Annotated in this window: 7 protein-coding genes; 4 read left to right on the top strand and 3 right to left on the bottom strand. The window is 69.2% G+C overall.

Annotated features, from left to right (window positions below; genetic code table 11):
* Nucleotide 1 precedes the first annotated feature (1 nt).
* Together N8888_RS18610 and N8888_RS18615 are read left to right on the top strand one after the other, a co-directional pair.
* Nucleotides 2-2,041, top strand: a complete 2,040-nt coding sequence (locus N8888_RS18610) for an FUSC family protein (RefSeq protein ID WP_253118421.1) — start codon at nt 2-4, stop codon at nt 2,039-2,041.
* A 94-nt stretch (nt 2,042-2,135) separates the two neighbouring features.
* Nucleotides 2,136-2,534: a hypothetical protein gene (locus N8888_RS18615; protein ID WP_053517252.1), complete on the top strand. Its 399-nt coding sequence runs from the start codon at nt 2,136-2,138 to the stop codon at nt 2,532-2,534.
* A gap of 47 nt (nt 2,535-2,581) precedes the next feature.
* On the opposite strand, the gene recD is transcribed toward N8888_RS18615, so the two are convergent.
* From recD to recC, 3 genes are read right to left on the bottom strand one after another with little or no spacing between them, the layout of a single operon-like run.
* Complete coding sequence (recD, locus tag N8888_RS18620; RefSeq protein ID WP_263176594.1) at nt 2,582-4,462, bottom strand: exodeoxyribonuclease V subunit alpha; 1,881 nt, start codon at nt 4,460-4,462, stop codon at nt 2,582-2,584.
* A complete protein-coding gene (recB, locus tag N8888_RS18625) occupies nt 4,459-8,121 on the bottom strand; it encodes an exodeoxyribonuclease V subunit beta (RefSeq protein ID WP_263176595.1) in 3,663 nt (1,220 codons plus the stop codon). The genes recD and recB overlap by 4 nt, the downstream gene beginning before the upstream one ends.
* Nucleotides 8,122-8,129: 8 nt before the next feature.
* On the bottom strand, nt 8,130-11,480 hold the full coding sequence (gene recC, locus N8888_RS18630; RefSeq protein WP_263176596.1) for an exodeoxyribonuclease V subunit gamma: 3,351 nt from the start codon (nt 11,478-11,480) through the stop codon (nt 8,130-8,132).
* A gap of 190 nt (nt 11,481-11,670) precedes the next feature.
* On the opposite strand from recC, the gene N8888_RS18635 reads away from it, so the two are divergent.
* Together N8888_RS18635 and N8888_RS18640 are read left to right on the top strand one after the other, a co-directional pair.
* A complete protein-coding gene (locus N8888_RS18635; protein WP_065174056.1) occupies nt 11,671-12,459 on the top strand; it encodes an ABC transporter ATP-binding protein in 789 nt (262 codons plus the stop codon).
* Entirely contained in the window at nt 12,459-13,208 is a 750-nt protein-coding gene (locus N8888_RS18640) for an MlaE family lipid ABC transporter permease subunit (RefSeq protein ID WP_065174057.1), read from the top strand. The genes N8888_RS18635 and N8888_RS18640 overlap by 1 nt, the downstream gene beginning before the upstream one ends.
* Nucleotides 13,209-13,250: the final 42 nt, after the last annotated feature.

Below are 13,250 nucleotides of genomic sequence, written 5' to 3' on the forward strand. Positions count from 1 at the left end.
GATGAACGCCGTGACCGATCGCCAGGCGTGGCTGTTCTCGATCAAGACCTACCTGGCCGCGATCGCCGCCCTGTACATCGCCATGGCCGGCAACCTGTCGCGCCCGTACTGGGCGATGGGTACGGTCTACATCGTCAGCCAGCCGCTGCTGGGACCAACCCGCGCCAAGGGCGTATACCGCATCGTCGGCACCCTGGTGGCCGGCCTGGCCACACTGCTGGTGCTGCCCGCGCTGGTGGAAACCCCACTGCTGCTGAGCGCGGCGATGTCGTTCTGGCTGGCCGGCTGCCTGTTCCTGGCCCTGCTCAACCGCGGCCCGCGCGGCTATGCCTTCCTGCTCGCCGGCTATACGACCGCCTTCATCGGCTTCCCCGCCGTGACCTCGCCGGAGACGATCTTCGACACGGTCGTGGCACGCAGCGAGGAGATCATCCTCGGCACGGTGGTGGCGGTGCTGTTCGCCTCGCTGCTGTTCCCGGCTTCGGTGCGGCCGATGCTGCGCGCACGCATCGGCACCTGGATGGAGGATGCGGCGCAGTGGTGCCGGCAGATCCTGGAGCGAGGCCGCGCGCATGCACCGCGCAACCGCCTGGCCGCCGATCTGGTGCAGTTCGAGGCATTGATCGAGTTCCTGCGCCGCGATGATCCGCGCCACACCGGCGCGGCGGTCTCCATGGAGCGGCTGCGCGAGCGCATGCTGTTGCTGTTGCCGGTGCTTTCCTCCATTGCCGATCGCCTGAGTGCGCTGCGAAGCAATGGCCAGTCGCTGCCCGATGGGCTGCCGGCAGTGATCGACGACATTCACGAATGGCTGCAGCAACCGGCCAGTGCCAGTGATTACGCCCGCCTGCGTGCGCGCATCAGCGCAGTGAAGCCGCAGGTGGACCGCGACCTGCAGCACCTGCAGTTGGCCAGCCTGCTGCTGCGGCTGGAAGAGCTGGTGGACCTGTGGCAGGACTGCCGCACGCTGCAGCAGGCGATCGACCACGGCAACGCGCCGCTGGACCGCGCGCACTATCGCATCCGCACCGACCGGGTCGCCGCCGACAGGCACGTCGACTACGGCATGGCGCTGTTCTCGGCGCTCAGCGCCGGCGTGGCGCTGATGGGCTATTGCGTGCTGTGGATCGCGCTGGGCTGGGAAGGCGGTGGCAACGGCGCGATGATGGCTGCGGTGACGGCGGCCTTCTTCGCGGCACAGGATGATCCGGCACCGAGCATGGTCTCGTTCCTGGTGTGGGCGATGGTGGCTTCGCTGGTCGCAGGCGTGTACCTGTTCGGTGTATTCCCCGCCGTTCACGACTTCGGACTGCTGGCACTGGTGCTGGCGGTGGCGTTCCTGCCGCTGGGCCTGCTGCTGCACCACCCCAAGAGTGCGTTGTTTGCGCTGCCGCTGACGGTCAATCTGGCCGCGCTGCTCAGCCTGCAGAACACCTACAGCGCCAACATCCAGACGTTCGTGAACTCGTCAGTGGCGATGTTCATCGGCATCGGCTTTGCGGTGGTGATGACCCGCCTGTTCCGCTCGGTAGGTGCCGAATGGACCGCGCGGCGGCTGGTCCGGCAAGGCTGGACCACCCTGGCGGAAGCGGCCGAAGGCCGCGGACAGCAGGACAGGCAGCGCTTCGCCGCGCGCATGCTCGACCTGCTCGGGCTGCTGGCCCCCCGGCTGGCGGCGACGCCGGAAGGCAGCGACATCGCGTCGGTGGACATGCTCAATGAAGCCCGCATCGGCCTGAACATCCTGCAGCTGCGGCGTGCCCGGCTGGAACTGCCCGACCGCAGCCGCGAGGCCGTTGAGCAGATCCTGCAGGAGATTGCCGCGCACTATCGGCGCCAGGTCGCGGCACGCCGGCCGATCACCGCCGATCAGACGCTGCGCGAGCGGTTGGATGCCTCGCTGGGGCGGGTCGGCAGCGTGGCGGCCTGCAAGGCACGCGACGAGGCGTTGATGGGCCTGGTGGGCCTGCGCTTCGCCCTGTTCCCGGAGGCGAAAGCGTTGGCGCCGGGGCTGGCGGATGCTGAATCGCCGTCCATGTGATGCGATCCGCCGGGCATCGCCCGGCGCTACCATCGCTACCCCGTAGCGCCGGGCGATGCCCGGCGGCCTTTCGCCCCGACAACAGGACGGTTCAATGAGTTACGACATGATGGTGTTCGAGGCCAGCGTCGCCCCGCGTGAGGCGGCAGCGTTCATCGCCTGGTTCGAGAAGCAGACCGCCTGGGGCGAGAACCACGAGTACGACGATCCGGTGGTCAGCAGTCCGGCGTTGCAGGGCTGGTTCGCCGCGATGGCACAGGAGTTCCCGCCCTTGAATGGTCCGCTGAGCAACGATGAGGACGATCGCGCCGAGGTCACCGACTACAGCATCGGCCGGCACGTCATCTACGGTGCGTTTGCCTACTCCGTGGCCGAGCGTGCGCATGGCCGGGTACAGGACCTTGCGGAGGAGCACGGGGTGGGCTTCTTTGATGTCAGCGCGGATGAAGCGGCCATCGTGTTCCCCGATGGCCTGGTGCTGATCGCGGAATGACGCCGGGTCGGATCCCGTTCCCGTTGGGAAGGGGATCCGACCCCGGTTCAGAACAACTGGCCCTGCACCGTGGGCTGTTCCATGCGCGCTGGTTGTTCGGCCACCTCTTCTGCACCCAGCCGCCAGGCCAGGCCGCCGATTCGACTGGCATGGCGCTTGAGCGCGGCCTGCAGCACATCGGCACTGGCCGCCACATGCAGGACCTGGCGGGCACGGGTCAGCCCGGTGTAGATCAGCTCGCGCGACAGCACGCGACTGTCCTGCCGTGGCAGTTGCAGCCAGACCTCATCGAACTCCGAGCCCTGTGCCTTGTGCACGGTCATTGCGAACGCGCTCTCGTGCGCCGGCAATGCGGCCGGATGGAAGGCGCGCGGCTGATCGGCGGTGTCGCCGGGGAACCACGCCACCATCGCGCCCGTGCTGTCGCGCAGGCAGATGCCGACATCGCCGTTGAACAAGCGATGCCGATAGCTGTTCTCGGTTACCAGCAGCAGGCGCCCCTGGAAGTAGCCCGGGGTGGTGCCGGCCAGCAGCTGTTCGATCCGCTCGTTGAGGCCACGGGCTCCCTGCGGCCCTTCACGCAGCGCGGTCAGCACGCGCAGGCGGCCGGCCTGCTGCAGTGCCAGGACCGGGTCCCGGATATCGGCCAATGCACGCCAGCGGCCCAGCAGATGCTCACGCTGGTCACGCAGCGGATCCGGCTCCCCTTCGTGGAAGCGGACTCCCGACAGTTCGCCACTGCGCAGCAGTCGCAGCGTGGTGACGCTGTCGCCATCGCGGACGGCACGCGCCAACGGTGCCAGATCCAATGCGTCGCTCTGCCGGTAACCGCGCTGCAGCTGCACCCGCCGACCGGTGAATGCATGGACCGGCGCCGGCGGCTGCAATGCCGGTGCCGCCAACACCCCCTGCAACGCCAGTGCATCATCGACGCGCGTGCCCATGCCATCACCGCTGGCTCGCAGGATCGCGCCCAGCACGTCGCCGGCTTCGACCGAGGGCAGCTGGTCAGGATCGCCGAGCAGGATCAGGCGGGTGCCGCTGGCGATGGCATCGACCAGCTTGGCCATCATCGGCAGATCGATCATCGACGCTTCGTCGATCACCACCACATCCAGCGGCAGCGGATTATCGGCGTGGTGGCGGAAACGGGGCGAGTCGGGAATGACGCCCAGCAGGCGATGCAGCGTGGTACCGGTGGTAGGCAATGCGGCGCACAGCGCCGGGTCCAGGCCCTCCTCCTGCAACCGCTGCACGGCCAGACGCAGGCTTTCGGCCATCCGCTCGGCGGCGCGGCCGGTCGGTGCGGCCAAGGCCACCTTCGGCGGTGGCTGGCCGGTATGCGCTGCCTGCGCAGCCAGCAACAGCAGCAGACGCGCGATGGTGGTGGTCTTGCCGGTGCCGGGTCCTCCGGTCACCAGCGCCAAGGGATGACGCAGGGTCACGCCTGCCGCGCGCGCCTGATGATCCTCGGCATCCCGGGCCTGCGGGAACAGCCGTGCGAACAGAGGCGCCAACGCGGGCAGATCCGGCGCCGGCAGCGGATGGCCGCCGATGCGCTGCAGGCCTGCCGCCAGCTGCCGCTCGTACTCGCGATAGCGGCGCAGGTACAGCAGGCCATTCTCCATCACCAGCGGGGCGTCATCTGCGACAGCATCGGCGCGCACGGGGGTCGCGACCCAGGGCGAGGCGCGCAGCTGCTCGATCCAGGATTGCGGCGCCGGCCAGGCGGATACGCCTTCCAGCAGCCGGTGCGGCTGCGCCGGATCGAAACCGGCATGCCCCAGCGATACCGCCAGCGAGGCCAGGGCCGCCGCCAGGGCCACGTCCTCCGGGGTGTCCGTGCGCAGGCGCTGCAGGCCGGTCGCCAAGGCGTGGTCGATCGTCCGCAGCTGGCCATTGCGGTACAGATCCCTGAGCAGGCTCATGCGCTGGCTCCAAGCGCGCGTGCCGCCAGCTCGGCCTGGGCCTGCCTGCCTCCGGCGAACAACGCATCGAGCGCGTCCACCAGTTCGAGCGGGAAACGATCGGTGTAGACACCATTGCCAGTGCCATCCAGGCCGCGGCAGAACAGATAGCGGATGCCGCCCATGTCGCGTTCGTAGCGGTAGGCCGCCCCCAGCCGGAAGCGCAGCCAGCGATGCAGCGCGACGGTATAGATCAGGGCCTGCAGGTCGTACTCGCTGTGGCGCATGGCGATGGCCAGCAGGTCGGGGCTGTAGCCCGGCAGCCGGTTGGATTTGTAGTCGAGCACGTACCAGCGGCCATCGCGCACGTAGGTGAGGTCGATCATGCCGGTCATCAGCCCTTCCAGCCGGCGGCGCTGGCCGAAGCCCCGGCGCGCGCTGGCGATGCCATGGGCATGCAGTACATCCAGCAGCGCCGGCACAGCGGTCGGCTCGATGGCGAAGTGGAAGTCGATCTCGGCACGACGATCCTGCGCGGGCACGCTGTACAGCGCGCCGCCCTCCGGCAGCTCCGCGATGAGGGTCTGGCCGACCAGTGGCACCAGCACCGCGATGCCGTCATCCAGGTCCGCATCTGCATAGCCCTCTTCGCGCAATGCCTTGCGCAGCACGGCGGCCTGGCCTTCCGGCGCTTCCTGGCCAGGCTGCCAGGCGCCCCATGCGGCGAAGTCGACGTTCTCCATCGCTTCGTGCAGCACGTTGCCGAAGCGGCTGCCCATGAAACGCGGGTCGACCGGCGCGGCCTCTTCGGTCGCGGCAGGATCCGGCAGCGCGGGCTCCAGGGGCAGCTCCGCGCCAACCGGTTCGTCGGCCGCCGGCGCCGGAAGTTCGGTGGCGGCCGCCTCGATGTCACTGCCACTGCCGGCATCGGCATGGGCCAGCTGGGTGAAGCTGTATACCCACCAGTCGTGGGGCACGCGACGCGCCTGCGTGCGCACTGCCGGAAGTTCGCCGTCCATTTCCACCGCCAGCTGCGGCAGCTGCGCCACCGGCTCGCTGTCGTCGACCTGCACATCGGCGCACCCGCGCAGGGCCTGCAGGTCGCCCAGCAATGGCGCCAGTGCGGTCCTGGCAAGACCGGCGAGGTCACCGATGGCGATCCACAGCGCGTGCTCGGCTCGGGTCATGCCGACGTACAGCAGGCGCGCGTCCTCTGCCTGCTGTTCGTGCCGCGCCTGGCGGCTGACGGCGTCCCACACCTCGTCCCTGTCGAGCTTCCAGTGCAGCTGGCGCTCGCCGTCCAGATGCACGGTGCAGTGTGCAGCGCTGTTGTTCGCGCCGCGCTCGATGCCCACGAACGGCAGGAACACCAAGGGGTATTCCAGGCCCTTGCTCTTGTGCAGGGTGATGATCTGCACACGGCGCGCGTCCGATTCCAGGCGCAGCAGCTGCTGCTCATCGTCCTGGTCGGCGCTGGCCATCCGGCCCTGCAGCCAGTCCAGCAGGCCATGCATGCCCAGCGCCTGTGCCGACGCCTCCTGCAGCAGCTCGCCGAGCTGGAGGTAATTGGTCAGCCGGCGCTCGCCATCGATCAGCGCCAGCAGGCGTTCGCCCTGTGCGGCGCAGACGTCGGCGATCACCGCGAACGGGCCGCCGCGTTGCCATCGTTCGCGCCAGTGCAGCAGCTGCGCCTGGAATCCCCGCTGCAGGTCGCCTTCGCGTTCCATCGTTGCGATCGCACTGGCAGGCTGGCCGAGCAGCACGGTGGCCAGCGCGGTGCGCAGGCGGCCTTCGTCGGCCGGTTGCAGCAGGGCCAGCAGCAGCGCGCGCAGGTCGCGGGCTTCGCTGGTGGCGAACAGGCTCTGCCTGCCGGCTGCCACCGCGGGAATTCCAACAGCCGCCAGCGCACGCTGCACAAGCGTGGCCTCGCGATGCGAACGCACCAGAACGGCGATGTCAGCCGGCTGCACCGGGCGACCACGCAGCAGGGCCCTGCCGGCGCGCGCGTCCACCAGCACCTGGTGAATGGCGGCCACACACGCCCGCGTCGCTGCCTCGCGGGAGGCATCGGCAGCCAGCGGCCTGTCACCGCCGCTGCGCAGCACGCGCAGGGTCAGGGCTGCGGCGGCATGGCCATCACGCTGGTAATCCGCATCTACACGTACGCCGCCCGGCCGCACCGGCTCGAAGCGGATGTCACGCTCGAGGAAGGCGTCCTCACCGCCGTTGTCGTACAGCATCTGCAGCACGCGCAGCAGCGCAGGCCGCGAGCGGAAATTCTGGTCCAGTGCCGGCGCAGGCTGCGCAACCTGCCTGGCCTTGAGGTAAGTATGGATGTCGCCGCCGCGGAAGCCATAGATCGCCTGCTTCGGATCGCCGATCAGGAACAGCGCTGGCGCCAGTCCCAGTTCGCGTACCTCCGGCGAATCGCCGAACAGGGTGTGGAAGATGCCCCATTGGCGGTCATCGGTGTCCTGGAACTCATCGACCAGGGCAATGCGGTACTGCGCGCGCAGCCGTTGCACCAGCGTCAGCCGTTGCGGCCCCTGCAGGGCAAGCGCCACGCCGTCGATCAGGTCATCGTAGGTCTGCACCCGTCGCGTCTGTTTCAACAGGGCCAGTCGCTGCGCGGCTTCGGCGCGCAGGGCGTGCAGGAAGCGGATCGCGCGCTGGCGAAGCCACGACATGACCACGTCGGCGGCATCCCACCAGGCCTGCAATGCGTCGAAGAGGGGCGCATCCGGGCAGGCGCCCTGCTGATCGTTCCGGCAGAGTGCCTGCATCGAAGTGGGCAGCAGCTTCTCCAGATGGAGTTTTCCATCGCGTGACCAGTCCGCGACCGCCTGCCCGGCGACCAGGGTGGAGAATGCCTTGTCGAAGCTCGGCCGCTTGGCACGACGTCCATCGAAGACCTTCTTCTCGAACGCCGTGGCGATCTGCCCACGGGCCGCATCAAGACCAGAGTCGATGGCGGACGCGAGGACCTGCGCGGCCTGCAGCATCCGCGGCCGCGGATCGTCCGGCAGCGTCGGCAATGGCAATGGATGCAGCGGCGGTGCGGCCAGCAGCGCGCGCAGGTCGCCTGCCAGTGCGTCCGGGCTCGACCACAACAAGGTCAGCGGCTCCAGTGTGGCCGGATCGTTGGCGTGCACGCGCCACAGGTCAGCCGCCAGTTCCTCCATCAGCTCGCGGTCGCTGGTCAGCAGCTCCGGAGGATCGAAGGTGTGGCCGCTCTCCAGTGCGTGCTCGCGCAGCACGCGGGTGCAGAAGCCGTGGATGGTGAAGATCGCGGCCAGATCGATTTCGTCGGCAGCGACCTGCAGGCGACGCTTCAGCGCCGCCGCGCTCTCATTGCCGGCATCGAGATGGCGCCTCAGGATCTGCCGGGTCAACCGCATGTCGGGTGCCTCGCCGTCGCCCGGAGGCAGGTCGACCATCCGCGCGGCCAGCGCCAGTCGCTCACGGATGCGCTTGCGCAGTTCCTGGGTAGCGGCATCGGTGAAGGTCACCGCCAGGATCTGGCCGATACGCAGGCCCTGCTCGACCACGAGCCGGGTGAACAGCGTGGCCAGGGTGAAGGTCTTGCCGGTGCCGGCACTGGCTTCGATCAGGCGGACGCCATCCAGGGGCAGTGCGAGATACGGGTCGATACCGGGATGTTCGATGGGGCTGCCTGCCACGGTAGCGTTCATCCGGTGACCTCTGTATGTGAACCGGCGCCGGGCACGCGGCCTTCGCGCAGCGCGCCGAACACCACCTGGCTGTTGTGCAGCAGCTCGGCATACCGGGCATCGTCTGCGAAGGGATCGGCACCGCGCATCAGCAACTGCCAGGCGTCACTGCGGGATTCGCCCCAGCTGCGGTCGCTGCCATGCCACTGCTTCCAGCCCTCGCTGCGCTGTTTCTCGCCGCTGGTCGTGTACAGCACCCAGCCGGTGTAGGGAGCGAACCACAACGGCTCACGCAGGCCACGCCGGCGCAGCTGCAGCAGCGCGCGCAGGGCGGCCCGCGCCGCGGGCACGGACAGTGCCGGCAGGACGTGCGGACCCTGACCGGCGTCACCGCCGTCGTGGAACTGGACCAGCGGCAACGCGTCGCCTGCCGCATTGGCCAGCAGCCAGTCCAGCCCCTGGCGGATCACCGCGTTGCCGTTGAGCGTGCCCGCGCGCAGCCGCACCAGACCACCGGGATGGCGATCGGCAACCCGGCCGTGCAGGCGCACGCCGTCGATCTGGACCTCATAGCGGCGGCTTTCCGGCTGTACGCCCTGCATCCAGCCCAGCATTGCGTCGGCATAGGGGCGGGTCTTCGATTGTTCCACCTCGAACTGCCGCTCGCCCAGCGCGCCGGATGGCACCAGCGCGCGTGCGCGCAGCCTCGGGTAGAGCGGGTCGTCATCGCCGGTGAGGGTGGCACGCACCACCGCGGCCTGCACACTGCGCGTGTCCGGCCCTCGCGCGGACAGCACCAGCGGCTCCAGATCGACGACGTCCTCGACCTCATCGGCCAGTCGAAGGCCCAGAGACTGCGACAGGAACTGCCCAGCCGGGTCGCACAGGAACCGGCGCAGGCTTTCCAGAGACAGTTCTTCTTCCACCGCAGCTTCGACCGGCGGCGGCAGCGCCGCCGCGTCGAACCACGGCGACAGCCCGCCACGCTGCCCGGCCAGGCGACCGGCTGCCGGATGCCATTGCCGGCGGTAGCTGAAGCGACGCGGGTCGCCATCGCCGAACGCGGCGGGGGAGAACGGCTGCAGCGCGTGGCGGACCGTGAATGCCGCGGCGGCGGCGGCTGGATCGAGGTGGTAGGCCGCCACGGCGTCGATCAGCTCGCTGACCAGCACCGACGGTTCCCGCACGCTGCCATCGCGCGGATCGGCGCCGAGATAACTGAGGTAGAACACGTCCTGTGCGGCGGCGAACAGCTGCAGGAACAGGAAGCGATCGTCCTCGCGGGTGGAACGGTCGCCCGGGCGGCGTCGGGGCGTGTCCAGTTCGGCGGTGAGCTGGTTCAGGCCGGCCGCCGGATCGCGACGCGGGAAATCGCCATCATTGAGGCCGAGTACGCAGATCACCCGGAACGGCAGCAATCGCATCGGCACCATGCGGCCGAAGCTGATGCCGCCGGTCAGCAGAGGTGCACGCGTGTCGGCTTCGGCCAGGGCGGAGCCGAAATGCGCACGTATCACTTCAGGAGGCACCCCGTCGCTGAAGCCGGCCTTGTCTGCGTCTTCGGCGAACTGGTTGAGCAGTTTGCGCAGCCGCTCCAGCGCGCGCTGGCTGTTGGGTGAGCCGGGCGGGGTCGGCAGCAGCGCATCCAGCAGCGACAGCAGGCGCTGCCGCCACTGCGCCGGAGTCAACGTCTCGCCAAGACGGCGCTGGTAGGCGGCCAGTACCCGCAGCAGGCGCAGCAGGCGGTCCAGCGCATCCAGCGCGCCACCTTCCAGCCCGGTCCACGGCGCGACGCCGGCCAGGTCGGCATCGCTGCCGGTGGCATGGCCCAGCAGCAGGCGATCCAGCGCGAACTGCCAGGTGTAGGCATCATCCGGTGGCGCGCCGTGCTGGGCGCGATGGTCCGCATCCAGCCCCCAGCGTGCGCCCGCCTGCTGCAGCCAGCCATGCAGGCGGTCGAAGTCGGTCGCGTCCAGTCCGGCTGCCTCGGCCAGGGGCGCGCTGGCCAGCAGATCCAGCATTTCATTCAGGCCGAACCGCGAGACCGGCAGGCCAATCAGGTGCACGAACACATCGGCCAGCGGTTCGCCCGCCAGCGGACTGCTGTCGGCCAACGCGTAGGGAATGTGGTCGTCCTCGCCACCACGGCCACCGAACACGGCCTCCAGGTAGGGCACGTAGGGATCGATGTCCGGCGCCAGCACGGCGATCTCGCGGGCCTGCAGCGGCGGGTCGAAGCGGTCATCCTCAAGCAGGCCACGCAGCTGGTCGTGCAGGACCTGCAGTTCGCGCAGGCGGGTGTGGCAGGCGTGCACCTGCAGGCTGGGATCATCGCCGGCCAGGCCATCACGCAGTTCGCCGGACGGCAGCGCCCGACGGTGGAACAGATCGCGCTGCAGGCGGTGCAGCAGGCTGTCGGACAGGCCGCCGTCGGCCATCGTCGGCCGCGCGTCGTCTTCCGGGTCGATGTAGGCGGCGATCTCACCGGCCGGGTGTACCACTTCATAGCTGCCCAGCACCGCCATGAAGTCGCGGCCGGCTGCGCCCCAGGCTTCCAGCAGGCGGTTTTCTCCCGCCGCTTCGCCGAAGGGATCGGGAGCGCCGCTGCGCAGCCGCTCGGCCAGGGTCTGCAGGTCGCCCCAGTACGACTGCACCGGGGTGGGCAGGTAGAAATGCAGTTCGCCCACCCGCGCCTGGGTCGCCATGACCCGCAGCACGTCCGGGGAGATGTTGAGCGTCGCGAATGCGGACATGCGCGGCGGCAACCCCTGCGGCAACGGCTGGCCGGCGCCCTCGAAGCGGTCCAGGTAGGTCTGGATGCGGCGCGCGCGGTAGCCATGCCCACCGGCAACGGCGCGCCACAGGATCGCCTGGGGATCGGCCGGGTCGGCCCCGGCCTCCCAGCGCAGCAGCCAGTCGCGCCGCCAGGCCTGGTATTTCTCGAACACCGACGCCAGCTCGCCGGCCAGGGCCCAGGGTTTCAGCCCATCGCTGCCGGCAAGATAGGACTGCAGCGCGCGCATCGGTGGTTGCCCGAGCAGCGCCGGATCGCGCAGCGCCCGGTACAGCCGCCAGTGCAGGCCGGCAGCATCGAGATCGTCGGCTTCGCCATCGACGTTGGCGTTGAGCGCACGGGCGACGAACTCACCCGGGGTGAGGAATTCGAGGTTGGCGGCGACACCGTATTCGGCGGCCAATGTCGCCTGCAGCCAGCGCCGCATCGCTACCTGCGGGATCAGCACCACGTCCGGTGCGAGCAGCGGCTGCCCTGGCATCGGCGCACGGACGTTGCGTGCCAGCAGCGCGGCCAGCACATCCAGCGAGTTGGAATGGTAGAGGCGGAAGTCGCTGCCCGGGTCACTCATCATGCACAGTGTGCAGCACGGCTGGCAGTATTCAATGGTCAAACCTGTCACCGGCACGGATTGTTCCGGGTCGCCCGGCGATTGTCCCGACCTGCCCGGGGCCCTGCCGTGCCACAATACTGCACCGTCCAGTCTGCTTATGTTCAGCCGGCTGACCCGATCCTTCGATGTCGAAAAAATGTTAATGGTGCCCATGTCGGCTTCCACCTCCAGTCTGGTGCAGTTGTCCAACGTCCGCATCGACCGGAGCGGACGCACGATCCTGCGCGACGTTTCCCTGCAGGTGCCGAAGGGCAGCATCACCGCCGTGCTCGGTCCCTCCGGCAGCGGCAAGTCGACCCTGCTGGCCGCGCTGACCGGCGAACTGCGCCCGGCGGCCGGCGATATCACCCTGTTCGGCAAGCCGATCCCGCACCGCAGCGCCGAGCTGCTGGAGATGCGCAAGAGCGTCGGCGTCCTGCTGCAGGGCAATGGCCTGCTGACCGACCTCACCGTGGCCGAGAACGTCGCCCTGCCGCTGCGCACCCACACCCGCCTGCCGGCGGCGGTACTGCGCCGGCTGGTGCAGATGAAGCTGCATGCGGTGGGATTGCTGGCCGCAGCCGACGCCTGGCCGCGCGAGCTGTCCGGCGGCATGGCGCGCCGCGTGGCGCTGGCCCGTGCGCTGGCGCTGGATCCGCCGCTGATGATCTATGACGAGCCGCTGACCGGGCTGGACCCGATCGCGTCCGGGGTGATCATGAGCCTGATCCAGCGTCTCAACCACAGCCTGGGACTGACCAGCATCATCGTCAGCCACCACGTGCACGAGACGCTGCCGATCTGCGACCAGGTGATCGCCATCGCCAACGGCGGCATCGTCTTCCAGGGCACGCCCGACGCGCTGCAGTCCAGCCAGGACCCGTTGCTGCGTCAGTTCCTGCACGGCCAGCCCGATGGCCCCATCCCGTTCGACGCCGAGCCGCGCGCGAGGGTCGCCTGATGCCCTTCATCCAAGCCACCCGCTCGCTGGGCCGCGCCGGCCTGTTCTCGCTGACCGTGCTGCGCGGTTCGCTGCCGACCCGTGATTTCCTGGCCGAACTGACCCGCGAGATCTACAAGATCGGCGCGCGCTCGCTGCCGATCATCGCTGTCGGCGGCGCCTTCGTCGGTCTGGTGTTGACCCTGCAGGGCTACCGCACGCTGACCACCTTCGGCGCGGCCGATGCCCTGTCGACCCTGCTCGGCTTGTCGCTCTACCGTGAACTGGCCCCGGTGCTGACCGCGCTGCTGTTCATCGGCCGTGCCGGCAGCTCGATCGCCGCCGAACTGGGCCTGATGCGCGCCACCGACCAGATCAAGGCACTGGAGCTGATGGCGATCGACCCGGTGGCCAAGGCCGTGGCGCCGCGCTTCTGGGCAGCCGTGCTGACCGTGCCGCTGCTGACCGGCATCTTCTGTTCGCTGGCGATCAGCGCCAGCTACTTCGAAGCGGTGCACGTGCTCGGCCTGGACAATGGCGTGTTCTGGTCGGCGCTGCGCAACAGTGTCGACTTCTGGGACGATTTCGGCGTGGCGATGCTGAAGTCGGCGATCTTCGGCGGCACTGCAGCCCTGGTCGCCGCCTATGTCGGTTTCCACGCCGAGCCGACCATCGAAGGCACTTCGGTGGCCACCACCCGTGCGGTGGTCAATGCCTCCCTGCTGGTGCTGATGTTCAACTTCGTGCTGTCGGCAATGCTGTTCACCTAACCCTTCCATCGGCGGTGCGCGGTGCGCGCGGCCACAACGACT

It is taken from the genome of Stenotrophomonas maltophilia (assembly GCF_025642255.1).
Taxonomy (GTDB): domain Bacteria; phylum Pseudomonadota; class Gammaproteobacteria; order Xanthomonadales; family Xanthomonadaceae; genus Stenotrophomonas; species Stenotrophomonas maltophilia_P.

Bases quoted from the DNA above. Each gene is read 5' to 3' on its own strand.
- N8888_RS18640 (WP_065174057.1), top strand. From the start codon at position 12,459: ATGCCCTTCATCCAAGCCACCCGCTCGCTGGGCCGCGCCGGCCTGTTC.
- N8888_RS18635 (WP_065174056.1), top strand. From the start codon at position 11,671: ATGTCGGCTTCCACCTCCAGTCTGGTGCAGTTGTCCAACGTCCGCATC.
- N8888_RS18610 (WP_253118421.1), top strand. From the start codon at position 2: ATGAACGCCGTGACCGATCGCCAGGCGTGGCTGTTCTCGATCAAGACC.
- recD (WP_263176594.1), bottom strand. From the start codon at position 4,462: ATGAGCCTGCTCAGGGATCTGTACCGCAATGGCCAGCTGCGGACGATC.
- recC (WP_263176596.1), bottom strand. From the start codon at position 11,480: ATGATGAGTGACCCGGGCAGCGACTTCCGCCTCTACCATTCCAACTCG.
- N8888_RS18615 (WP_053517252.1), top strand. From the start codon at position 2,136: ATGAGTTACGACATGATGGTGTTCGAGGCCAGCGTCGCCCCGCGTGAG.